Below are 21,390 nucleotides of genomic sequence, written 5' to 3'. Positions count from 1 at the left end.
AGGGCCGCAACGAAATACTGGACACGGTGGCCGCGCTCGGCGATGATCAGCGTCGCGTCAACTTTCTCGAGACGGGGATTACTGTGTCACTTCTGAATAGGGCCGCGCTGGGTGCGGTGCTGACATCCGCCGCAGCGCTCACCGTGGTCGGCTCGGCGCATGCTGCGGGCAATTATTATGGGACGCTCGCTGTTTCGCCGGGGGCGGGAAAGGTGGTCGAGGCGGTCGATCATCCGTCGTACGTGGCGGCGGATGCGGCGGCGATCCGGGACTGCGCGGTCTGGGACTGCAAGATCATGGTGCGGTTCGCGAATGGTTGTGCGGCCGTGGCGCGGGGCGCCGACGGGCAGTTCGCGGCGGACTGGGCGCCGACGCGGGCGGAGGCGGAGCGGTTGGCTATCGCCAAGCTCGGTGAGAGTGCGCCGCCGTTCCCTGATTTCGGGAGTGCTTCGCCGCGGGCGGCGAGCATCGCGCTCTCCTCGTGCACGAAGAACGCGAGCTGAGGCTCGGCGCAACTCTGATGTAGTCCGGTCGGCCCCGAGGATTTCATTTCGAATGACTCTGTGTGCCTGTGCATTTCAAGCGCCATCCGGATAGTCAAAGATTTGGACATATCGGATGCGATGCTCCATGCTCTGAGCCGAAACCTATTTCTTCTCGGGGAGGATCATGATGTCTCTATCGGGCAAGGCTGCCCTCGGCCTGTGCGCGGCCGCGGCTTTCGTCGCGGCGAGTGCGGGATCGGCCACCGCCGAGCCCGGCTCGGACGGCTCGTTCTACGGGTCGAAGGCGATCTCGGTGCAGTCGGGAGGCGCGTCGGTCTCGACGGCGTGGGATTACCCGAACTGGGCGGAAGCCGACGCGGCCGCACTGGCGGACTGCCGCGAGGACGGCGCGACGAACTGCACGATCATCGTGCGATTCGTCAACGGATGCGGCGCCATCGCGGAACGCGACGGTCGCTACCTCGGCGGCACGGGCGCCACCCGGGCCGAGGCGGAACGGGCGGCCATCGCCGCATTCGGCCCGCCGCCACTGAATTTCGGCAGCTCGGCACCGGACACCGCGCGGATCGCGGGCACCACCCACTGCACCGCGAACGCCGAATAGTTCCGCCGCTGAGTGTCCGGGCGAGTCCCCGGACACTCAGCGAGCGTGCCGACTGCTTCAGCGGCGCAGGGCCTTTCGGGCCAGCCAGTTGCCGGCGAACTGGATGCCCTGCACGCCTGCGATGATGATCAGAGTCGCCACCAGCGTGACCTGCCAATCGAATCGCTGATAGCCGTAGACCAGCGCGAAATCGCCGAGCCCGCCGCCACCGACGGTGCCCGCCATCGCCGACATGTCGACGATCCCGATCACCACGAAGGTGTAGCCGAGGATCAGCGGTCCGAGCGCCTCGGGGATCAACAGCGTCAAGATGATGCGCAGCGGCCCGGCGCCGACCGCTCGGGCCGCCTCGATCACGCCGGGGTCGACCGTCACGAGGTTCTGCTCCACGATCCTGGCGATACCGAACGACGCCGCGATGATCATCACGAACGCCGCGGCCTCGGTGCCGATGGTGGTGCCGACCACCTGCAACGTCACCGGGCCGAGCGCCGCGAGCAGAATGATGAACGGGATCGGCCGCACCACATTCACCAGCACGTTGAGCAGTACGTTGATCGGCGCGTTCGCCAGCAGGCCACCCTTGCGGGTGGTGTAGAGCATGGTGCCGAGGAAGAGCCCGATCAGTCCGCCGACTACGAACGCGACCAGCACCAGATAGATGGTGGTGCCGATCGCCTCGTTCAGGACCGGCCGGAGTTTGTCCCAATCCGTCTGCATCGGTACTCCTTTCAGTCCGTAAGGATCTTTTCGAGCAGAGCGGGACGGTCGAGCTCATCGATCACCTTGTCGATCGCCTCGTCGTCCCCGTGCAGCACCAGCGTGACGCTGCCGAATGTCTTGTCCTGCAACGTGCTCACGCCGCCGTACACCACCTCGAACCGGACGCCGGCCGATGCCGCCGTGGCCAGCGCCGGGCCGATACCGCGCCGGTCGTCGATATCGACGGTGACGAGCCGGCCGCCGTGCAGCTCGCCGAGCCTGCGCAGTTCGTCCTCGGACGGCCGGTTGTGCAGCACCGTCGCCACGAACGACTGCGTCGGCGCGGCCTGCGGGGTCGCGAAAACCTCGAAGGTGCTGGCGAGTTCGACGATCCGGCCCTCGGCGAGCACGGCGACCCGGTCGGCCACCGCGCGGATGACGTCCATCTCGTGGGTGATCACCACGATGGTGACGCCGAGTTCCCGGTTGATCTTCTTGAGCAGCCGCAGCACCTCACCGGTGGTCTCCGGATCCAGCGCGGAGGTCGACTCGTCCGCGAGCAACAGCGACGGCGAAGTCGCCAGCGCGCGGGCGATCCCGACCCGTTGCTTCTGCCCACCGGAGAGCTGATCGGGGTAACTGCGGGCCTTGTCGGACAACCCGACGAACTCCAGCAGCTCCGCGACCCGTGCCTTGCGCTCGGCCCGCTGCCAGCCAGCCACCTTGAGCGGATACTCGATATTGCCTGCGGCCGTGCGTGATCGGAACAGATTGAACTGCTGGAACACCATCCCGATATCGCGGCGCAGCCGCCGCACCTCGCGCTCCCGCACCCCGGTGATGGGGGTGCCGGAGATCTCGATGGTGCCGCTGGTCGGCTTCTCCAGCGCGTTGATCAACCGGACCAGCGTGCTCTTGCCCGCGCCGGAATAGCCGATCACGCCGAAGATCTCGCCCTGCTCGATCCGCAGATCGATATCGTCCAGCGCGACCTGGGCATCCGCGCCCTTGCCGAAAACCTTGGTGACCGAACGGAACTCGACGGCAGGCGGAGTGCTCACTTGCCGTCGCGGATGGACTGCTGCACCCGCTGCAGAATTTGTTCCAGCTCGGGACCGGTGCGCCGCACCTCGACGGCGGTGCCCTTGGTCACCTCGTGGTGCGCCTGCTGCACCTCGGGGTCGTGCCAGAGCTCGACCAGCTGCAGCAGCTTCGGGTTGTTCTTGTCCTCGGCCCTGGTCACCAGCGCGTTGATGTACGGCTCGGCCGCCGGGTTCTTCGGATCATCCTTGTACAGCGCTGAATTGGGGTCGATGCCGGAACGCTCGAGGAACGTATTGTTGACGATCGAGCCGTCGACCGAGGCGAGCGAGAGCGCGGTCTGCGCGGCATCGACGGTGGTCACCTTGACCTTGGACGCACCCTTGTCGATGTCGGCAGGGGTGGGGGAGTTGGTGGTCGAGGAGAGCTTCAGCAGGCCGGCCGCCTGCAATACGAACAGGGCCCGCGCCTGATTGGTGGGGTCGTTCGGGATCGCGATCTCCGCGCCCTGCGGCAGATCCGCGAGGGTCTTGTGCTTCTTCGAATACAGGCCCAGCGGCACGATGTAGGTGGACCCGATCGGCGTCAGGGTGTCGCTGTTCGCGACGTTGTAGGCACCGAGGAACTGCAGGTGCTGGAACAGATTCACATCGATCTGCTTCTGCGCGAGCGCGAGATTCGGTTGTTTGTAATCGGAGAAGTTGGTGATCTTCAGCGTGATGCCCTTGTCCTTGGCCCGCTGCTCGAAGACGTCCCAGGCTTTGTCCTTGTCGGTGGTGCCGATCCGCACTACCGTGTCGGAGGAGGCCTTGTCGTCAGAACCGCACGCCGTAAGGGTGAGGGCCGCGGTGGCTACCAGGACCGGGATCGCCAGTACCCGATGGAATTTCACTCGTGCTCCCGAAATGCTTGTCGCGATATGAACCTGGTAATCCAAGCGATCCGGCAGCGGTGGGGGCAACGGTTTGAATTGTGATGAGCGAAACCATTCCCTCGCACCGGCTGAGCATCTAGTTTGCGCGCAATGCGCTTGAAGCACCGACTACTGCTGCTCCCGATCCTGTCCGCCCTGGCCGCCGCCTCGATTTCCTGTGGCGCCGAACACCGCGACGACGTGATCCGCATCGGTGTGAACGACGTCGCACTGCCGCATTGGGACGTATACAAGAAGAAGGCCGCCGAACAGGGCATCACCGTCGAATACGTCAACTTCACCGATTACAACCAGCCGAACCCCGCACTGGCGCAACGCCGCATCGATCTCAACAAGTTTCAGCACGTGCGGTATCTGGCCAACTACAACGCCCGCAACAACGACACGCTGGTGCCGATCGGGGCGACCGAAATCTTCCCGCTGGCGCTGTACTCCCGGAAGCACAAGTCGGTCGCCGACATCCCGCAGGGCGGCCAGATCACGTTGAGTAACAACCCCGCCAATCAGGTTCGGCCGCTGCTGTCCCTGGCCGCGGCCGGCCTGATCGTGTTGCGGGGCAACGCAGGCTGGGACTCGAAGCTGGAAGACGTGGACACCTCGGCGTCGAAGGTGCGGCTGACCCCGATCGATCCGACGCTGACCGCACAATCCCTCAGCAGCGTCGACGCCGCCTTCGTCGACGACACCTTCGCCAGGCCCGCCGGCTTGACGAAGAACGAGACGATCTACACCGACGACCCGGAACGCCCGGAACTGAAGCAGTACATCAACATCTTCGCCGCACGGGGTGCGGACAAGGACAACCCGACGCTGCTGAAACTGGCTCGGCTGTACCACGATCCGGAGGTCGAGGCGGCGGTGCGGGCGGAGACCGGGTACGAAGGGATCTTCAAGAATAACGATCCGGCCGATCTGCAGGCTGCTTCGGCGGAACTGGAAGCCAAGTTTCGTAGGTAGTTCCAGTCGCGAACGTTCCTAAAAATGGCGATATCGGCGATTCGCCGGTGTGTCGCTGAAATGCGTTCTTCGGCCTCGATTTTCGAGTGGTTTTCTGTCGGTACCCGGTCTTACACTGGGGCTTCCATTCGAGACGAGAGGGGGCTCTACATGACAGTGACACTGGCCGCGCTGGATGTGCGTGTGCGCGTTTTGGAGACGAAGTACAAACAGCTGGTTGAGAATCGGCGCTCGTACAAGGACGCCATCTTCAAGACGGAGAGAAGGGTGAAGAAGACGCATCGCTGGGTGATAGGAATCGAGCAAGAAGTCTGGGAGTTGCGGGAGGACTTCGTATCGTTCCGACTGGACATGAGTTCGTTCCGTCAGGAAATGGGTGCGTTTCAGCACGAAACGAGAATGTTCCAGCACGAAATGGAAACGTTCCAACAGGAAATGGGAACATTCCAGCAGGAAGTCCAAGGTGAGTTCGCAACTGTCCGGCGCGATGTTTCGGCGTTGCAGCAGGACGTATCGGGCTTGAAGCAGAGCGTCAAAGCCATCGTCTCGCACTTCGGCATCACGATCCCCGAGGTTGCGGCTCAGCCGTAGGCGAAACCCCTGCATGACGCGTCCACACCGGCAATGATGCCGGTGTGGACGAGCAGAGTTACGTGCGGTCGCGGTTGGGCCTGCACGCGGCCGCGGAGTTGTTGATCGCAGGACCGCAGTACCGGCAATACGGAACGATCCGGCTACGCGCCGTGCACCACGGCTTCGGCGGCGTGCAGTGGCCGGTGTCGGTCGTCGGCGCCGAATTGGTGTGGCCGGAGGGTCGGGCACCGCTGCGCGGGACCTACCGGGACGTCGCGAAGCTGGCCGGATTCGAGCCGGAGGCACCGAAGGAGCTGTACAAGGACACGACAGGGGTAGACCCCGACAGCGCGATGGCGATCGATCCCGCGGCCGCACGGCAGATCAGTGAGTGGTTCGCACTGGGGGACAAGGCATTGCGATGTCTGGCGCCGGATATCACACCGGTGCTGTGGCCGGAACACTTCGACCTGTCCAGCTCCGTCGGCGCGGTGAATTACGGTGTCTCGCCCGGCGATGCGAGCCACCCGGCGCCCTACGCCTACGTCGGTCCATGGACACCACGCACCGGAGAATTCTGGAACGCCTCGTTCGGCGCGTTACGCGAGCGCGCGGAAGTCGACACCGCGTCGAAACTGCTGGCGTTCTTCGAACAAGGCCGGGCTGCAGCGGGCTGACCTGTCAGGACCCGTTCGTGCCGACCCGCTCGCCCTCCTGCGCAAGCGCATACAGATAGTCGGAAGTCACCGTGTCGGAAGGAAAATAGGCTTCCACCGCGATCTCATCGAGGGTGATGTCGAACGCGGCACCAAAGGTGGTGATCGTATTGAAGAAGCACAATTCGGCGTCCCCATGCCGAATCCGAATCGGCAGCGCGACTTCCGCCGGATCGATCGGAACCGTCTCGCCTGCCGGATAGTACGAGCTCAATTCGTCGTACAGCGCGCGCAGTTCGGCGTCACCGGTCTGCCCGGCCTGGCGAGCCAGCCGCGGCAGCAGAAAACCACGCACCTGGTCCAGATTGCGTAGTCTCCGCGCGAAACCATTGGGGTGCAGCCCGATCCGCATCATATTGATCGGCGCACGCAGCAGCATCGGATCCACCCCGTCGAAGAAGACACGAGTGGCCGTATTCGCGAACAACAGATTCCACCGCCGGTCGACCGCCAACGCGGGAAACGGCTCGGGCACATCGAGCCCCCGCCGCACCGCATCACGCGCCCGAGCCAACTCCGGATCGTCCGGCGACCGATGCCGGTAAACCGGCGCGTGCCCGGCCGCGACCAACAGCCGGTTGCGTTCACGCAGTGGAACATTCAAATGCTCGGCGAACCGTTCGACCATCACCGCACTGGGTACGGTCCGCCCGGTCTCGACGAAACTCACGTGCCGGGACGAGATGTCGGCCTGAACGGACAGTTCGAGCTGACTCAGCCCGCGCCGCAGCCGCCACTCGCGCAGTAGCTCACCGACCGGCCGATGCTCCTGATCCACCCGCCCAGTATCACCACCCGACCGACCCGCAGCCATTACATCCCTGGTAATCGACAGCCCGCCACCGCGACTGCCACGGTGACCGCATGACAAACGACCTCGCCACCCGCAACAAGAACCTCGTCCTGCACGGCCTCGCGCAATTCGCCGAAGGCAACCTCGACGGCATGCGTGCGCTGCTACACGAAGACTTCCGCGCCCATGCCCCCGGAAACCCTTCCGGCAGAGACGCTTTCCTGGAGTTCACCGCCAACTCGCCGATCGCCGGGTCCCGGCTCGACATCAAACGGGTGATCGCCGACGACGACTACGTGGCCGTGCACTACCACCTGATTCCGCAGGACGACCCGCGCGGCGCGGCCGTGGTCGACATCTGGCGACTGGTCGACGGCATGATCACCGAACACTGGCACGCACTGCAGCCGGTGCCGGACGAGGATCAGATCCCCAACGGCATGTTCTGAGAAACGCTAGCGAGCCATCCGGTTGTCCCCGGCCAGCCGGCCTCTGCGGATGAGCGCGCGCTTGGTGCCGGGGGCGATCGCGGCGGGGGTGAGCTGGGAGTCCGGGTCGGGATCGTTGGGATTCGGCCGGACGAACAGCGTCACCGTGGCCGCGGGGGTGAACCCGCTGCGCGTCATCAACGCCGTCGAGGCCGTATTGCGGTCTTCCACATCGGTGACGATGCGCCGCGCACCGCGGGCGAACAACGCCTCCGAGCACACGTCGACCAGCCGCCGGGCAATGCCGTGGCCCTGCATGTCCGGCGCGACGGCGATCCATTCGAGATAGGCCCAGTCGTCGCGGTTCTCGAATTCCATGGATCCGAGCACGAAACCGACCACACGGTCCGAATCGAGTGCGACCCAGCAGGCGTTGTCGGGGCTGTCGAGGTGTTCGGCCACCGACGTCAGCGACCACGACGTGTACGGCTTGGCGGTGACGTCGAAGACTTCGTGACCGAGATCGAGGACCTGGCGCAGGTGGCCGAGACCCATCGGGACGATCACAACGGCAGAATCCATGCCGACAGTTTGCCAGCCGGAAGCCGTCGTACCCTCAGGCCCCCTTGCGCGCCGCGGTCTTCTTGGCCGCCTTCTTCGCGGGCTTCGCGGTGCTCTTCGCAGCTGCCTTCTTGGCCGGGGTCTTCTTGGCAGCGGCCTTCTTCGCCGGCTTGGCCTTGCCGTTGTCGTCGGCGCTGCCCGCCGCGCGCCGGCCACTGGCCTCCAGGCTGCGCTGCAGGGCGGCGACCAGGTCGACCACCTCGGCGTCCATCTCCGCGGGCGCGGCCTCCGGCTGCTCGGGCACCTTGCCGGTGCCGCTGGCGATGGCCTCGTCGAGCAACCGTTTGAGTTCGATCTGGTACTCGTCGGTGAACTGATCCGGGTCGAAATCATCGGACATGGTCTCGACCAGCGTCTCGGCCATCTTGATCTCTTGCGGCTTCGGTTCGGCGACCCCGTCCAGGGATTCGAAGTCGACCTCGCGCACCTCGTCCGGCCACAGCAGCGTCTGCAAAACCAGCATTCCGTCGCGCACCCGCAGCGCCGCGAGCCTGGTCTTCTGCCGCAGCGTGAAGTGCACCAGCGCGGTGCGGTCGATGCGATCCAACGTCGTCGCCAGCAGCACATAGGCCTTGGGCGTGCTGGAATCGGGCTCGAGGTAGTAGCTCTTGTCGAACAGGATCGGGTCGATCTGCTCGTTCGGGACGAACTGCAGCACCGGGATCTCGTGCTTCTCGGCGGCGGGCAGTTTGGCGAAGTCCTCGTCGGTCAGAATGACCTTGTCGCCGTCGGGCGATTCATACGCCTTATCGATGTCGGCGTACTGCACGGACTTACCGCACACCGTGCAGACGCGGTCGTATTTGATCCGACCTCCATCCTTGGCGTGCACCTGATGGAATCGGATGTCGTGGTCCTCGGTCGCGGTATAGACCTTGACCGGGACATTCACCAGCCCGAACGCGATCGAGCCCTTCCAGATCGACCTCACTGCTGAATCCCCTCGACGCGGGTGCCTCGTCCGCGGGGCCGCTGCGGCAGCGGCCCGGGACGGTTGAGTGCTGGACGGTAAGGCCCACTCATTCCTCCATGATGGCGGAACGCATTCGAATAGGCGAGCGAATCGGCATCCCGAGTGTCGCGGCCGCGACGCGCCGACGCTGTGTCGGCGGGAGCGCGACGAACAGCGTCCGCATGGCGCTGACCATGCCATTCAGGTCGGTGCGGCCCGAAAGATACACGCGTTGTGCGGCGGTGGGCAGGCCGAAGAATGCGTCGAAAAAAACCGGGAGGTCGGTCGGCGGCAACGCGAGCAACGCCCGCAAACCGGCGGCCCGCAGTCGATACACCGCCCGCGCCGATACGGGCCAGATCGCTGCTCCCGCCGCAACGGCGTCGGCCGCCGCGAGGGAAGCGGCCACGCTGTATCCGGTAGCTGGATGCGCGAATCCGCCCGCCGCGCCGAAGGTGCCACGGCCGGGTCTGCCGCCTTCGACCGGGAACCGAACTCGCTCTACCCGCTCGGCACCGGTGAGGTCGATGCCGCGGGAACGCAATCGGTGCACCAGCCGCTCGCGCAGCACGGTCCCGTCGAGCGCCGGCCGACCGGCCAGACAGGTTTCCTCCAGCAGCATCCCGCCGCCGCCGAGCGGCACCGCATACAGAAACGACCGCGGCGCGTCCTCGGGCGCGCCGTTATCCGCACGCCAGTCCATGAACAGCGGCGCGAGTCCCGCACACCGCTTCGCGTCGAGCACGAGCCCGTAAGCCGTCTGCTCGGCCAACGCGGGGGAGCGGGCAATGCCACGCGCATCGATGACTCGTTGCGCGCTCAGCAGCCGACCAGAGGCCAGTGACACCGTGCCTGCGGTGAGCTCCACCGCGCGATCCGCGACGACCTCGGCTCCGGTCAGATCGAGCGACTCCCGCAGCCGGTCCGTATCGAGCACGGCATAAGCCCGCTCGATGCGGTGCTCACGAGTTCCCCACGCCGTCGGCTGGTCGACCGTCGCCGCGATGGCCGACGCATCCAGCCACCCGGGCAGCTCGTTCGCCCACGCCGCGTAGGTCGCCGTCCATCGACGATCCGGTGCGGGATCGACCACGGTGACCGACAGCCCACGGGCCAGGCAACGATGCGCCAGCGCCCGACCGGCCGGGCCGAGTCCGCAAACGACGACATCCACCGTCACGTCGAGGCCCTCGACACGTACCGGCTCACTGGCACTTCGGGACGCTCAGATGCCGCCGGTAGACAGCAATCCGCCGTCCACGCGCACGGTCTCCCCGGTGATCCACGCCGCCTCGTCCGAGACCAGGAACCCGATCAGCCGCGCCACATCCTCCGGCGTACCGAGCCGCTTCATCGGGTAAACGCTCGCCGCCCGCTCCTCGTCCTCGGCGTACAGCGCGTCGGCGAACTTCGTCTTGATCACGCCTGGTGCGACCGCGTTCACCCGGATCTTCGGCCCGAGCTGCCAGGCGAGCTCGTCGGTGAGCCGGATCAGCGCCGCCTTCGACGCGCCGTACGCGGCGATCACACCGGACGAGCGGATGCCCGCGACGCTGGCGACGTTGACCACCGCGCCGCCGTGCTCACCCATCCACGCCTTGAACGCCTGCTGGATGTAGCCGAGCGCCGCGACGACGTTCACATCGAAGATCTTGCGCACCGCATCAAGGTCGGCCTCCATCAGCGATCCGAAGACGGGGTTTATGCCGGTGTTGTTGATCAGGATGTCCACCGAACCGAACTCGGCCATCAACCGGTCGATGGCCGCCGCGCGGTCTTCGGCATGGCCGGAGTTGCCCGCCAGCGCCACGACCTCACCCTGGTGGCCGAGGGCGCGCAGCTCGGCGGCGGTCTCGTCCAGCGGGTCCTGCTTGCGCGCGGTGATCAGCACGTTCGCGCCGCGGCTCAGCAGCTCCGCCGCGACGGCCTTACCGATGCCCCGACTTGCCCCGCTCACCAGAGCGCTCTTGCCCAAAAGATCGTTACTCATGCCACGGCAGGTTACTCGGCGGTTCAGTTACGGCCGTCACACCCGAGTCGCCGCGGGTAAGAGCGGTGTGCGAACCCAGGTAAAATCGGTGGTTCTTGTGCGTATCGACGTCGCACAATCGAGTACTTACCGCCCAGCACCACTGATCCGCGAGGAGAAATCTGTGATCACCGCGACCGACCTGGAGGTCCGGGCCGGAGTCCGCACCCTGCTGTCGGCCCCCGGACCGGCCCTGCGGGTGCAGTCCGGCGACCGGATCGGACTGGTCGGGCGCAACGGTGCTGGCAAGACCACCACGCTGCGCATCCTGGCGGGCGAGGGTGAGCCGTATGCCGGAAAGATCTTGCGCTCCAGCGATATCGGCTACCTGCCGCAGGATCCGAAGGAGGGCAACCTCGACATCCTGGCCCGCGACCGGGTGCTCTCGGCCCGCGGCCTGGACACGCTGATCCGCGACATGGAGAAGCAGCAGGCGCTGATGGCTGAGGTGGCCGACGAGGCCGAGCGCGACAAGGCGGTCCGCAAGTACGGCCGCCTGGAGGAGCGTTTCTCCGCGCTCGGCGGCTATGTCGCCGAGAGCGACGCCGCCCGCATCTGCAACAGCCTCGGCCTGCCCGACCGGGTGCTCGCGCAGGCGCTGCGCACCCTGTCCGGCGGTCAGCGGCGGCGAATCGAGTTGGCGCGCATCCTGTTCGCCGCCTCCGACGGCAGCGGCGGGCGCTCCGACACCATCCTGCTGCTCGACGAGCCGACCAACCACCTCGACGCCGACTCGATCACCTGGCTGCGCGGTTTCCCGCAGAACCACGACGGCGGGCTGATCGTGATCAGCCACGACGTGGAACTGCTCGGCGACGTGGTGAACAAGGTGTGGTTCCTGGACGCGGTGCGCGGCGAGGCCGACGTCTACAACATGAGCTGGCAGAAGTACCTGGACGCCCGCGCCACCGACGAACAGCGCCGCCGTCGCGAACGCGCCAATGCCGAGAAGAAGGCGAGCGCGCTGCGCGTGCAGGCCGCCAAGCTCGGTGCCAAGGCCACGAAAGCCACTGCGGCACAGAACATGGCCAAGCGCGCCGACCGGTTGATCGCCGAGCTGGACGACGTGCGCGTGGCCGACAAGGTGGCCAGGATCAAGTTCCCCGAACCCGCCCCGTGTGGCAAGACGCCGCTGATGGCGGAGAACCTGACCAAGGTCTACGGCTCGCTGGAGATCTTCACCGGCGTGGACCTCGCCATCGACCGCGGCAGCCGGGTCGTGGTGCTCGGTCTCAACGGCGCGGGCAAGACCACGCTGCTGCGCATGCTCGCCGGGGTCGAACAACCGACCGCGGGCAATCTGGTGCCCGGCCACGGCCTCAAGGTCGGTTATTTCGCGCAGGAGCACGACACCCTCGACGACCAGGCCACCGTGTGGGAGAACATCCGGCACGCGGCGCCGGACGCGGGGGAGCAGAACCTGCGCAGCCTGCTCGGCGCGTTCATGTTCACCGGTCCCCAGTTGGATCAGCCCGCGGGCACGTTGTCCGGTGGTGAGAAGACTCGTCTCGCGCTGGCCGGGCTGGTCTCCTCGGCCGCCAACGTGCTGCTGCTCGACGAACCGACCAACAACCTGGACCCGGTCTCGCGCGAGCAAGTACTCGACGCGCTGCGCACTTACGCGGGCGCGGTCGTCCTGGTGACGCACGACCCGGGCGCCGCGGAAGCACTGTCGCCGGAGCGCGTGATCTTGCTACCGGACGGTACGGAAGACCATTGGTCCGCCGAATATTTGGAACTTATTCAGCTTGCGTGACTTTCATCACAAGAATCCGTTGATCACGGACCCTCGAGTGCTTAGCCTGGAAAGAGCTGCTCGGCGACTCGGAGGAAGCCATGAGCGACAGGCCAACGCAAGTCAAAGCCACCCTGGGTAAGGGAACACGTGTCACGGGGAAGTCCCGGGACCGCCTACAGACCCAGTTGAAGAAGCAGTACGAGGCAGGGGCGAGCATTCGCTCGCTGGCGCGAGCGACCGGTCGCTCCTACGGCTTCATCCACAATGTGCTGGTGGAGTCGCATGTGCAGCTCCGCAGCCGCGGCGGTGCGAACCGCCGTAAGAGCCAGTAGCGTCCGCAGAACTCGAAATCGGTTCGGCCGGTATCTTTTTCGACCGAACCGATGAGGTCGTTTGCCCCGATGCGCTGGACTGGATCGGGGTCGACGACCCCGAACTGGACGCGTACCTCGCCGAGCTGCTCGGTGCGGTGGACGCCCAGATCTTCGGCCATGCCTCCTACGCGCTGCTCGCCAGTATTGGCCGGGCGCGCAACAGGATCCGGCCACGCCCGGCGACGCGCTGCTGGCACCACTGGTCAACGCGTTGCCGAAGATCGTGCTGTCTACCTCATCGAATCGCTTCGCGATGCCGCGACCTTCGCCGTCAGTAGCCGCTGACCGAGCCGTCGCCGTCGACGAGCAGGTTGGCGAGGCTGCGGAAGATGGGCAGGCCGGTCTTGATCTCCAGGTACGCGAACTGGCCCTGCGGGTTGACCTCGAGGAAGTAGTACTCGCCGTCGAGGCCGAGCCGAATGTCCAAGACGCCGAAGGACAATCCGAGCGCACCCATCAGCGTGGCGAGCGATTTACTGACCGACGCGGGCAGATGCTCGGGCACGAAATCGACCGAGGTGTCCAGGCGGGAGTCCACCCGACCGACCCCGGCTTGCGAGTCGATCCGCACCGTCCATTCGACACCGTCCACCCAGACGACCCGCAGATCGCATTCGGCGTCGATGTAATCCTGGAAGGTGGTCGGTGCGGCGCGGATGCCCGCGAGCCTGCCGTAGTCGGCCTCGGTGATGATCCTGGTCTCCGCGAACTCGGCGCGGCTGGTCCCGGTGCGCTTGTAAACGACTGGGCCGGGCCGGGATTCGGCGAAACTGCGGGCCTCGTCCGGATCGTTGGTGATCAGCGTCTCCGGCACCGCGAAGCCGGCCCGCAGCGCCGTCTCCAGCTGCACGATCTTGCGGGCCGCGGTGCGGTCGGCGCCGGGGTCGTTGATCCAGTTGGCCGGTATGGACCAGAGCATGCCCTGGATGAAGCTGTCGCATTCGGCCTGGCGGAACTCGTCGTCGGTGGCGCGGACCCCGCCGGGCACCTGGCACGGATGCGGGCGGCGCCACCAGACCGAGCGCACGTCGTCGAGTCCGATGAGGTGCGAGAGCGAGCGTGCGGTGCCGAGCCGATCCAGCCGGAAACTGCCCGACTCGCGCGGGAAGTCGCGCAGGTCGAGGTGAATCGCGCTGAGCGCGTGATGCTCTCGCAGCGTCGCCGCCATGGCGGTGGCGTGCAGGTCGTCGGATTCCGACACTATCAGGACCGAGCTCGCCCGGCGTGCCGTCATGCGCGCACCGCTCAGTCGAGACTGTCGCAGTTGATGCCGTCGTCGCTGGTTGCGAACGACTTGGTCTGGCAGTAGGTGTAAGTGGCGCCGTGCGCGCCGGTGAGGTCGACGATGTTCAGGCGCTCGGCCCAGCGCTCGGTGAGCTGCCGCAGTTCTTCGTCGCCGCGCGCCGGGGACGGCGTCTCCGGGATGGTCATCGGCCGATCGACGAGATCGATGCGCATCTTGCGGGTGAAATCGGCGGTCGCACCGGCGCGGATGTCCACTACCACCTGGCGGCCGACGCGCACAGCACCGACGTCGCCGGCCGCGCTGACTCTGCCGGTCCGGGGTGCGGTGCCGTCGGGCAACGTCGTGATGCCGTCGGGTACGCAGGAGAGTCCGTCGGTCAGCGGCGAATCGAGCACGCGCACGACGTCGGACCGACGGAAAGTCCACGTGCCCTCGGGCACGCGGACGGTGATATCTCGTTCCGACTCCGCGACCAGCACACCCCGCAGCGGAGCAACGCGATCACTCTTCGGCGCGGTTCCGGGAAGGCGGAGTGCGTCGGTCATAGCTCATTCTCCGATCTGAATCCGATCTGCTCGCGATTTGCCACGACCCCCGAGCGTGACTTGGATCATAACGCGCAGCTCGGCCGGATCGGATCGGTTCGAGAGATTTCACGGCCGGTGGCAAACCGAATTTCGGAACCGGATGCGCTAGCGCCGAAAGATTTTCGGTGCTCCGGACATGGCTCCAGCGCAACCGGTGAGCTATTTCCGGATGGAAAAATTGAGCCATATATTGCTCGGGGTTGGCGGCTGTGCATCCGTACTTGCCGATTCAAAGTCCGAGCAGGTCGGGCCGCTCGGCCAGCGCCGCGAAGCGTTCGCCCGGCGCGGCGACGAGCTTACGGGCGGTGAGGTCGAGCAGGCCGGTAATCGTCGATATCTCGGCCGCGACGGTGCCGTCGAGTTTGCGGATCTCGTGCCGGAACACAAACGTCTTACCGGTCAGCCATTCGAAGTCGACCGAAACGGTGACCTCGTCACCGCCGCGCAGTTCCCGCAGATACTTGATGGTGGTTTCCAGCACGACCGGTCCGACGCCACTGGCGACGAGCTTTTCCTGCGGTGCGCCCGCCGCCCGCATCAGCTCCCAGCGGGCGTGCTCGGCGTATTGCAGATAGACCGCCTGGTTGAGGTGGCCTTGCGTGTCGAGCTCGTAACCGCGGACGGCGATCGGGACGGAAAAGGTCATCTCCTGCGAACCTCCTGTGCGGCCGGAGTTGTTCCGACCTGCATCGACGGGTTGGTCACAGTCGGATTGTGCACGACCCTCAGCGGCGATTGGCGTTGCGCTCGGCCCACCAGTTCGGCGCGTCGACGAAGTGGTTGTCGAACTCCTGCTGCGCCGCGGCGAGATCGGCCAGGGTGGATTCGCCCTTGGCGATGCGGTCCAGCAGCCGGAAGTACTCGAAGCGCTGCACGCCGGGCAGTAGCGCGATCATGATGCGCGCGGAGCTGTCGGGCGTGGCGCCGAAGGCGTGTGGCAGGAACTTCGGCACCACGATCGAGCCGCCCGCGCCGACCGTGACGATCCGGTCGCCGGCCAGCAGTTGCAGTTCGCCGTCCGCGACGTAGAACAGTTCGTCGGAACTGGTGTGGTAGTGCGGCGCTGCGCCGTCGGCGCCGGGCTGCATGGTGACTTCGAGGGTGCTCAGCGTGCCGTCGGTGTCGGAGGCGTCGAGCAGTAGTCGCACGGTGACCGCGTCGGTGCTGAGTGTCTCGGCGTCCTGGGGTTGGCGGATCGCGACGTCGTTGCGAGGGGTGGTGGTGCTCATTTGGATCTCCAGGTAGTTCGCCGATTGATAATTCGCTACCGAACTATATATCGGCGAATAGAATCCTGTCCATGGTGGAGACGCGACAACTGATTTCGCACGCACATGGCTGACGCACCCGAGCCCGCACCGGACGACGCCCCGGTTCAAGCGGCCGCGATCGGCAAAGGTCGTGATGGGATGGATGATCCGGTCGACGCGATCGTCGCGCAGTGGCGGCGCGAACGACCCGACCTCGAACTGGAGGCCATGGCGATCGTCGGCCGCCTCGGCAGGCTGCTCGTCGTAGCGCAACGGGTGATCGAAGAGGTCTTCACCGCACACGGCTTGCAGCGCGGCGAGTTCGATGTGCTCGCCGCCCTGCGCCGTTCCGGCGAACCGTTCGAACTCAACCCGTCCGTGCTCGCCGACACCCTGATGCTCTCCCGGGCGGGCATGACCGGCCGGCTCGACCGGCTCGAATCCGCGGGCCTGGTCCGTCGCATCGCCGACCCCGCCGACCGCCGCGCCGTGCGCGTCGCCCTGACCGGCGACGGCCGCAAGCTCGTCGACCAGGTCGTCACCGCCCACACCGAGAACGAAACCCGCATGCTGTCCGTGCTGTCCGCACACGACCGCCACGAACTCGACCGCATCGCCCGCGCGTTGCTCGGCAGTCTGGAGCCGGGAAGATAGGCGGGGGTAGGTCCATCCGCTCTGGAGCGCGTCGGCATCGGGAGTGCGGACGAACCGGCGAGTCCGCGTCCGCGCGGGCCGGTGGCTCCGGTGGGTCCGGTGAGCGAATCAGGTAGTTCGTTACTCGCGCATCGGGTGCGCGGCGCACCTAGCGTGGGTTTCGCGCCGATCACCTCGGCGCGCTAGGAGACGAACGATGATCGACATCATTACCCTGCGCGGAACCGGCGAGCCGCGGAACTCCGACGGTGCACCCGCGGGCATGCTGTACGACGTCACGAAACTGCTCGATACCGAAAAGTTCTCGTTCTTCGAGCCGAATTGGCCTGCCTCGGTGGGCCCGTCGCCGGATATCTGGGGGCCGTCGCTGGACACCTCGGTGCGGCTGGGTACCGCAGCGGGCGTCAAAGCGATTCAGGATTCGCCGAATGTCTGTGGGCTGCTGAGCTATTCGCTCGGCGGTATCTGCGCGAGCCGGATCCTCGAGGGCGTGCGCTCAGGCAAGTACACCAACATCGACGGCTCGCCGCTGGAGATCGCGTTCGCGGTGAACATCGCCAACCCGCTGCGCAAGGCGGGCCAGTCGGTCGGAAACCTCTGCCCGCCAACCACTTACGGCTTGCACGGCCAGCGTGGCGCGTGGCCCGCCGGGGTTGCCGTGCGCGAGTACGCCAACCCCGGCGACATCATCACCGCCGCACCCGCCGATTCCCCGCTCCGGTTCCTCGACGTCGGAATCTCCCCGTTCTCGTTCCTCGAGGGCGCCCGCATCGGTAATCTCGCCCCGCTGATCTTCGCGGAGCTGCTCGAGTGGCTGATGCACGATCCGATCGCGAACCTGGACCGCTACGCCGCCGCGGTCCGCGGCCTCATCGGCTACCTCACCCCGTGGCCGGATGGACAGCACGTTCGGTATTCCGGTCACCCCATGCCGGGCACCGACGTGCTGTGGACAACGCACGCGGCCGACTACCTCAACGTCAACTTCTAGCGTCAGTCCCGCCGGCGCACCGACGCTTCGACGAGATCCAGTACCGCAGTGAGGTTTTCGTTGGTGTGCCCAGATGCGATGCGGGCGATGAGGCCGTCCAGGACCAGGTCGAGGTAGCCGAGCAGCACGTCGGTGGGGACGTCGTCGCGTAGGGCGCCCGCTGCTTTGCGGCGCTCCAGCCGGGCGAGTGTCGCGGCGGTCAGTTCGGCCGAGCGCTGCGACCAGCCTGCGCGGAATTCGGGATCGGTGCGCAGGCGGCGCGCGATCTCCAGACGGGTGCCGAGCCAATTGAATTGCTCGGGGTGGGCGAGCATATCGCGCATGACGCCGACGATGCCCTGGTTGGCCGCCACGTCGGCCATGCGCTCGGCGTCTTCCTGCGCCAGCGCGAGGAACAGTGCGTCCTTGTCCCGGAAGTGGTGGAAGATCGCGCCGCGGGACAGGCCGATCTCTTCCTCGAGGCGGCGCACCGTGGCGCCCTCGTACCCGTATTCGGCAAAGCATCGCCGCGCCCCGTCGAGAATCTGGCTGCGCCGGGCGGCGAGGTGATCATCACTGACTTTGGGCATAACGGACGTGCTCCTCCAAGAGGTGTGAGAAGTCCGCGCACCGCGAAAACGCGGTGCGCGGACTCTCGACTAACGGCGAGTGCGTGATCAGCCGCGAATCATGTTGCGCAGCACGTACTGCAGGATGCCGCCGTTGCGGTAGTAATCGGCCTCACCGGGGGTGTCGATCCGCACCACCGCGTCGAAGGTGATCTTTTCACCGTTCTCCTTGGTGGCGGTGACCTTCAGGGTCTTCGGAGTCGCACCCTCGTTCAGCTTGGTGATGCCCTCGATGTCGAAGGTCTCGGTGCCGTCCAGCTTCAGCGACGCGGCCGACTCGCCCGCCGGGAACTGCAGCGGGATGACGCCCATGCCGATGAGGTTCGAGCGGTGGATGCGCTCGAAGGACTCGGTGATGACGGCCTTCACGCCGAGCAGCGAGGTGCCCTTGGCCGCCCAGTCGCGCGAGGAACCCGAGCCGTACTCCTTGCCGCCCAGCACGACCAGCGGGATGCCCGCGGCCTGGTAGTTCTGCGAGGCGTCGTAGATGAAGGCCTGCGGGCCGCCGTCCTGGGTGAAGTCGCGGGTGTAACCGCCCGAGACGTCGTCGAGGAGCTGGTTGCGCAGCCGGATGTTGGCGAAGGTGCCGCGGATCATCACCTCGTGGTTACCGCGACGCGAGCCGTAGGAGTTGTAGTCCTTGCGCTCGACGCCGTTGGACTCCAGGTACTGCGCGGCCGGGGTGCCCGGCTTGATGTTGCCCGCGGGGGAGATGTGGTCGGTGGTGACCGAATCGCCCAGGTAGGCAAGGACTCGCGCGCCCTTGATGTCGGTGACCGGCTCCGGGTTCTGCGGCATGCCGTCGAAGTACGGGGGCTTGCGCACGTAGGTGGACTGCGGATCCCAGTCGAAGGTCTTGCCCTCGGGGGTCTCCAGCCCGCGCCAGCGCTCGTCGCCCTTGAACACGTCGGCGTAGGACTTGATGAACATGTCCTGGCTGATCGCGGAGCCGATGGTCTCCTCGATCTCCTTCGGCGAAGGCCAGATGTCCTTCAGGAAGACGTCGTTGCCGTCGGAGTCCTGGCCCAGCGGGTCGGTCTCGAAGTCGAAGTCCATCGTTCCGGCGAGCGCGTAGGCGATGACCAGCGGCGGCGAGGCCAGGTAGTTCATCTTCACGTCGGGGGAGATGCGGCCTTCGAAGTTGCGGTTGCCGGAGAGCACCGCGGTGACCGAGAGGTCGTTGTCGTTGATCGCCTTCGACACGGCCTCCGGCAGCGGGCCGGTGTTGCCGATGCAGGTGGCGCAGCCGTAACCGACCAGGAAGAAGCCGAGCTTCTCCAGGTAGGGCCACAGGCCTGCCTTGTTGTAGTAGTCGTTGACGACCTGCGAACCCGGCGCCATGGAAGTCTTGACCCACGGCTTGGACGTCAGGCCCTTCTCGACGGCGTTGCGGGCGAGCAGCGCGGCGCCGAGCATGACCGACGGGTTGGAGGTGTTGGTGCAGGAGGTGATCGAGGCGACCACCACGGCGCCGTGGTCGAGCACGAAGTCGCCGTACTCCTCCGAGGACACCTTGACCGGCTTGCTCGGCCGGCCGACGGCACCGTTCGCGGCGGACGGGATGAGCACCGCGTCGTCGTCGGCGAAGGACAGCACGGCCGGATCGCTGGCCGGGAACGACTCCTCGATGGCCTCGTCCAGGTGTGTGTGCGGGGTGACGGCGGCGGGGCCGCTCTCCGCGTCGCTGGTGTAGTTGTGGATGTCCTTGCGGAACGCGGTCTTGGACTCCGACAACAGGATTCGGTCCTGCGGACGCTTCGGGCCCGCGATGGAGGGCACCACGTCGCCCAGGTCGAGCTCCATGTACTCCGAGTACACCGGCTCGCGCTCGGCGTCGTGCCACATGCCCTGTTCCTTGGCGTACGCCTCGACCAGCGCGAGCTGATCGTCGGTGCGGCCGGTCAGGCGCAGGTAGTCGATGGTCACCTCGTCGATCGGGAAGATCGCTGCGGTGGAACCGAATTCGGGGCTCATGTTGCCCAGGGTGGCGCGGTTCGCCAGCGGCACCTCGGCGACGCCCTTGCCGTAGAACTCGACGAACTTGCCGACCACGCCGTGCTTGCGCAGCATGTCGGTGACGGTCAGCACCACGTCGGTGGCGGTGACGCCGGGCTTGATCTCACCGGTCAGCTTGAAGCCGACGACGCGCGGGATCAGCATGGAGACGGGCTGGCCGAGCATGGCCGCCTCGGCCTCGATACCGCCGACGCCCCAACCCAATACGCCGAGGCCGTTGACCATCGTGGTGTGCGAGTCGGTGCCGACGCAGGTGTCCGGGTAGGCCTGGCCGTTGCGGACCATCACGGTGCGGGCCAGGTGCTCGATGTTGACCTGGTGCACGATGCCGGTGCCCGGGGGGACGACCTTGAAGTCGTCGAACGCGCCCTGGCCCCAGCGCAGGAACTGGTAACGCTCACGGTTGCGGGAGTATTCGATGTCGACGTTGCGCTCGAGCGCGTCGGCGCGGCCGAACACGTCGATGATCACCGAGTGGTCGATGACCATCTCGGCGGGCGCGAGCGGGTTGACCTTGTTCGGGTCGCCGCCGAGGGTGGCCACGGCCTCGCGCATGGTGGCGAGGTCGACGATGCAGGGCACGCCGGTGAAGTCCTGCATGATCACGCGGGCCGGGGTGAACTGGATCTCGATGCTCGGCTGGGCCGACGGATCCCAGTCCGCGATGGCGCGGATGTGATCGGCGGTGATGTTCGCGCCGTCCTCGGTGCGGAGCAGGTTCTCCGCGAGGACCTTGAGTGCGTAGGGGAGTTTCTCGGTGCCGGGCACGGCGGAGAGGCGGAAGATCTCGTAGGAGTTGCTTCCGACCTCGAGGGTGCCCTTGGCGCCGAAAGTATCGATACTTGTCGTCACGTCAGCTCCACTCGTCTGTGAGGGTTGGTCGTCGGCGGGGCTGTGCCGGCGACCGAGTCTTTGCAGGTGCTCCAGCGCCGGAGGGCGCCGGTTCCTCGCGCTATGACCTTAACAGTACGCTTGTCCTGTGAGGCGCACGGGGGCGGCTGGGGTACCGGACACGACCGCCCACGGCGTTGCACACCGGGGCGCGTCGTGTGCGGTGTGCGCGTGCTCCG

General features: G+C 66.3%; 24 protein-coding genes. 10 read left to right on the top strand and 14 right to left on the bottom strand.

Annotated elements, in window-relative coordinates; all coding sequences use genetic code 11:
• The first annotated feature begins 26 nt into the window (after positions 1-26).
• Both DBO33_RS28635 and DBO33_RS28630 read left to right on the top strand, forming a co-directional pair.
• A complete protein-coding gene (locus tag DBO33_RS28635) occupies positions 27-503 on the top strand; it encodes a DUF4189 domain-containing protein (RefSeq protein WP_234391088.1) in 477 nt (158 codons plus the stop codon).
• Between the two features lie 166 nt (positions 504-669).
• Positions 670-1,110 (top strand): DUF4189 domain-containing protein, encoded by a 441-nt coding sequence (locus tag DBO33_RS28630; RefSeq protein WP_107657847.1) that lies wholly within the window; start codon positions 670-672, stop codon positions 1,108-1,110.
• 57 nt (positions 1,111-1,167) lie between these two features.
• Here the strand turns inward: DBO33_RS28630 and DBO33_RS28625 are convergent, their stop codons facing one another.
• From DBO33_RS28625 to DBO33_RS28615, 3 genes are read right to left on the bottom strand one after another with little or no spacing between them, the layout of a single operon-like run.
• A complete protein-coding gene (locus tag DBO33_RS28625) occupies positions 1,168-1,830 on the bottom strand; it encodes a methionine ABC transporter permease (RefSeq protein ID WP_107657846.1) in 663 nt (220 codons plus the stop codon).
• 11 nt (positions 1,831-1,841) lie between these two features.
• Positions 1,842-2,873, bottom strand: a complete 1,032-nt coding sequence (locus DBO33_RS28620) for a methionine ABC transporter ATP-binding protein (RefSeq protein ID WP_107657845.1) — start codon at positions 2,871-2,873, stop codon at positions 1,842-1,844.
• Positions 2,870-3,745 carry a MetQ/NlpA family ABC transporter substrate-binding protein gene (locus tag DBO33_RS28615; protein ID WP_107657844.1) on the bottom strand — a complete coding sequence of 292 codons (876 nt, stop codon included), beginning with the start codon at positions 3,743-3,745 and terminating at the stop codon, positions 2,870-2,872. Before DBO33_RS28615 ends, DBO33_RS28620 begins: the two co-directional genes overlap by 4 nt.
• Before the next feature lie 132 nt (positions 3,746-3,877).
• Between DBO33_RS28615 and DBO33_RS28610 the strand changes: the two genes are divergently transcribed.
• From DBO33_RS28610 to DBO33_RS28600, 3 genes are all read left to right on the top strand, one after another.
• Positions 3,878-4,744 carry a MetQ/NlpA family ABC transporter substrate-binding protein gene (locus tag DBO33_RS28610; RefSeq protein WP_107657843.1) on the top strand — a complete coding sequence of 289 codons (867 nt, stop codon included), beginning with the start codon at positions 3,878-3,880 and terminating at the stop codon, positions 4,742-4,744.
• A gap of 150 nt (positions 4,745-4,894) precedes the next feature.
• Entirely contained in the window at positions 4,895-5,335 is a 441-nt protein-coding gene (locus DBO33_RS28605) for a hypothetical protein (protein WP_159080578.1), read from the top strand.
• Positions 5,336-5,379: 44 nt separating this feature from the next.
• The gene (locus DBO33_RS28600; RefSeq protein ID WP_107657841.1) at positions 5,380-5,994 is read left to right on the top strand and encodes a hypothetical protein; all 615 of its coding nucleotides are present in this window, start codon (positions 5,380-5,382) and stop codon (positions 5,992-5,994) included.
• A 4-nt stretch (positions 5,995-5,998) separates the two neighbouring features.
• On the opposite strand, the gene DBO33_RS28595 is transcribed toward DBO33_RS28600, so the two are convergent.
• Complete coding sequence (locus tag DBO33_RS28595) at positions 5,999-6,811, bottom strand: helix-turn-helix domain-containing protein (protein WP_234391087.1); 813 nt, start codon at positions 6,809-6,811, stop codon at positions 5,999-6,001.
• Between the two features lie 86 nt (positions 6,812-6,897).
• Here DBO33_RS28595 and DBO33_RS28590 point away from each other — a divergent pair, with 86 nt between their 5' ends.
• Positions 6,898-7,275 (top strand): nuclear transport factor 2 family protein, encoded by a 378-nt coding sequence (locus DBO33_RS28590; protein WP_107657839.1) that lies wholly within the window; start codon positions 6,898-6,900, stop codon positions 7,273-7,275.
• A gap of 6 nt (positions 7,276-7,281) precedes the next feature.
• On the opposite strand, the gene DBO33_RS28585 is transcribed toward DBO33_RS28590, so the two are convergent.
• The 4 genes from DBO33_RS28585 to DBO33_RS28570 all read right to left on the bottom strand — a co-directional run bounded on the left by DBO33_RS28585 (position 7,282) and on the right by DBO33_RS28570 (position 10,817).
• On the bottom strand, positions 7,282-7,836 hold the full coding sequence (locus tag DBO33_RS28585; protein ID WP_107657838.1) for a GNAT family N-acetyltransferase: 555 nt from the start codon (positions 7,834-7,836) through the stop codon (positions 7,282-7,284).
• Between the two features lie 34 nt (positions 7,837-7,870).
• Complete coding sequence (gene ku / locus DBO33_RS28580) at positions 7,871-8,806, bottom strand: non-homologous end joining protein Ku (RefSeq protein WP_107657837.1); 936 nt, start codon at positions 8,804-8,806, stop codon at positions 7,871-7,873.
• An 88-nt stretch (positions 8,807-8,894) separates the two neighbouring features.
• Positions 8,895-10,007, bottom strand: coding sequence for a lycopene cyclase family protein (locus DBO33_RS28575; RefSeq protein WP_107657836.1), 1,113 nt, complete (start codon positions 10,005-10,007; stop codon positions 8,895-8,897).
• A 45-nt stretch (positions 10,008-10,052) separates the two neighbouring features.
• Positions 10,053-10,817: an SDR family oxidoreductase gene (locus tag DBO33_RS28570; protein WP_107657835.1), complete on the bottom strand. Its 765-nt coding sequence runs from the start codon at positions 10,815-10,817 to the stop codon at positions 10,053-10,055.
• A 163-nt stretch (positions 10,818-10,980) separates the two neighbouring features.
• Between DBO33_RS28570 and DBO33_RS28565 the strand changes: the two genes are divergently transcribed.
• Entirely contained in the window at positions 10,981-12,612 is a 1,632-nt protein-coding gene (locus DBO33_RS28565; RefSeq protein ID WP_107660659.1) for an ABC-F family ATP-binding cassette domain-containing protein, read from the top strand.
• 80 nt (positions 12,613-12,692) lie between these two features.
• Positions 12,693-12,926 carry a helix-turn-helix domain-containing protein gene (locus DBO33_RS28560; protein WP_040736162.1) on the top strand — a complete coding sequence of 78 codons (234 nt, stop codon included), beginning with the start codon at positions 12,693-12,695 and terminating at the stop codon, positions 12,924-12,926.
• Between the two features lie 313 nt (positions 12,927-13,239).
• On the opposite strand, the gene DBO33_RS28555 is transcribed toward DBO33_RS28560, so the two are convergent.
• The 4 genes from DBO33_RS28555 to DBO33_RS28540 form a co-directional block, all read right to left on the bottom strand.
• On the bottom strand, positions 13,240-14,202 hold the full coding sequence (locus DBO33_RS28555) for a hypothetical protein (protein WP_107657834.1): 963 nt from the start codon (positions 14,200-14,202) through the stop codon (positions 13,240-13,242).
• 11 nt (positions 14,203-14,213) lie between these two features.
• A complete protein-coding gene (locus tag DBO33_RS28550; RefSeq protein WP_107657833.1) occupies positions 14,214-14,759 on the bottom strand; it encodes a hypothetical protein in 546 nt (181 codons plus the stop codon).
• A gap of 271 nt (positions 14,760-15,030) precedes the next feature.
• Positions 15,031-15,447: an acyl-CoA thioesterase gene (locus DBO33_RS28545; RefSeq protein ID WP_107657832.1), complete on the bottom strand. Its 417-nt coding sequence runs from the start codon at positions 15,445-15,447 to the stop codon at positions 15,031-15,033.
• A 79-nt stretch (positions 15,448-15,526) separates the two neighbouring features.
• Positions 15,527-16,030, bottom strand: coding sequence for a cupin domain-containing protein (locus DBO33_RS28540; RefSeq protein WP_107657831.1), 504 nt, complete (start codon positions 16,028-16,030; stop codon positions 15,527-15,529).
• Between the two features lie 105 nt (positions 16,031-16,135).
• Here DBO33_RS28540 and DBO33_RS28535 point away from each other — a divergent pair, with 105 nt between their 5' ends.
• Together DBO33_RS28535 and DBO33_RS28530 are read left to right on the top strand one after the other, a co-directional pair.
• On the top strand, positions 16,136-16,705 hold the full coding sequence (locus tag DBO33_RS28535) for a MarR family winged helix-turn-helix transcriptional regulator (RefSeq protein ID WP_234391086.1): 570 nt from the start codon (positions 16,136-16,138) through the stop codon (positions 16,703-16,705).
• A 196-nt stretch (positions 16,706-16,901) separates the two neighbouring features.
• Positions 16,902-17,696, top strand: a complete 795-nt coding sequence (locus tag DBO33_RS28530) for a hypothetical protein (RefSeq protein ID WP_107657830.1) — start codon at positions 16,902-16,904, stop codon at positions 17,694-17,696.
• 2 nt (positions 17,697-17,698) lie between these two features.
• Here DBO33_RS28530 and DBO33_RS28525 read toward each other — a convergent pair whose 3' ends face one another.
• Positions 17,699-18,265 (bottom strand): TetR/AcrR family transcriptional regulator, encoded by a 567-nt coding sequence (locus tag DBO33_RS28525; protein WP_107657829.1) that lies wholly within the window; start codon positions 18,263-18,265, stop codon positions 17,699-17,701.
• Between the two features lie 87 nt (positions 18,266-18,352).
• Positions 18,353-21,172, bottom strand: coding sequence for an aconitate hydratase (locus tag DBO33_RS28520; protein ID WP_107657828.1), 2,820 nt, complete (start codon positions 21,170-21,172; stop codon positions 18,353-18,355).
• Positions 21,173-21,390: the final 218 nt, after the last annotated feature.

This window comes from Nocardia suismassiliense (assembly GCF_900269665.1).
Classification (GTDB): domain Bacteria; phylum Actinomycetota; class Actinomycetes; order Mycobacteriales; family Mycobacteriaceae; genus Nocardia; species Nocardia suismassiliense.
Note: the sequence above shows the minus strand (reverse complement) of the source record. Positions and strands in the feature narration are given on the sequence as shown.

What these genes read in the sequence shown, in the direction of transcription:
- DBO33_RS28605 (WP_159080578.1), top strand. Translation starts at nt 4,895, where the DNA reads ATGACAGTGACACTGGCCGCGCTGGATGTGCGTGTGCGCGTTTTGGAG.
- DBO33_RS28550 (WP_107657833.1), bottom strand. Translation starts at nt 14,759, where the DNA reads ATGACCGACGCACTCCGCCTTCCCGGAACCGCGCCGAAGAGTGATCGC.
- DBO33_RS28585 (WP_107657838.1), bottom strand. Translation starts at nt 7,836, where the DNA reads ATGGATTCTGCCGTTGTGATCGTCCCGATGGGTCTCGGCCACCTGCGC.
- DBO33_RS28540 (WP_107657831.1), bottom strand. Translation starts at nt 16,030, where the DNA reads ATGAGCACCACCACCCCTCGCAACGACGTCGCGATCCGCCAACCCCAG.
- DBO33_RS28535 (WP_234391086.1), top strand. Translation starts at nt 16,136, where the DNA reads ATGGCTGACGCACCCGAGCCCGCACCGGACGACGCCCCGGTTCAAGCG.
- DBO33_RS28545 (WP_107657832.1), bottom strand. Translation starts at nt 15,447, where the DNA reads ATGACCTTTTCCGTCCCGATCGCCGTCCGCGGTTACGAGCTCGACACG.
- DBO33_RS28530 (WP_107657830.1), top strand. Translation starts at nt 16,902, where the DNA reads ATGATCGACATCATTACCCTGCGCGGAACCGGCGAGCCGCGGAACTCC.
- DBO33_RS28570 (WP_107657835.1), bottom strand. Translation starts at nt 10,817, where the DNA reads ATGAGTAACGATCTTTTGGGCAAGAGCGCTCTGGTGAGCGGGGCAAGT.
- DBO33_RS28625 (WP_107657846.1), bottom strand. Translation starts at nt 1,830, where the DNA reads ATGCAGACGGATTGGGACAAACTCCGGCCGGTCCTGAACGAGGCGATC.
- DBO33_RS28590 (WP_107657839.1), top strand. Translation starts at nt 6,898, where the DNA reads ATGACAAACGACCTCGCCACCCGCAACAAGAACCTCGTCCTGCACGGC.
- DBO33_RS28525 (WP_107657829.1), bottom strand. Translation starts at nt 18,265, where the DNA reads ATGCCCAAAGTCAGTGATGATCACCTCGCCGCCCGGCGCAGCCAGATT.
- DBO33_RS28630 (WP_107657847.1), top strand. Translation starts at nt 670, where the DNA reads ATGATGTCTCTATCGGGCAAGGCTGCCCTCGGCCTGTGCGCGGCCGCG.
- DBO33_RS28560 (WP_040736162.1), top strand. Translation starts at nt 12,693, where the DNA reads ATGAGCGACAGGCCAACGCAAGTCAAAGCCACCCTGGGTAAGGGAACA.
- DBO33_RS28610 (WP_107657843.1), top strand. Translation starts at nt 3,878, where the DNA reads ATGCGCTTGAAGCACCGACTACTGCTGCTCCCGATCCTGTCCGCCCTG.
- DBO33_RS28555 (WP_107657834.1), bottom strand. Translation starts at nt 14,202, where the DNA reads ATGACGGCACGCCGGGCGAGCTCGGTCCTGATAGTGTCGGAATCCGAC.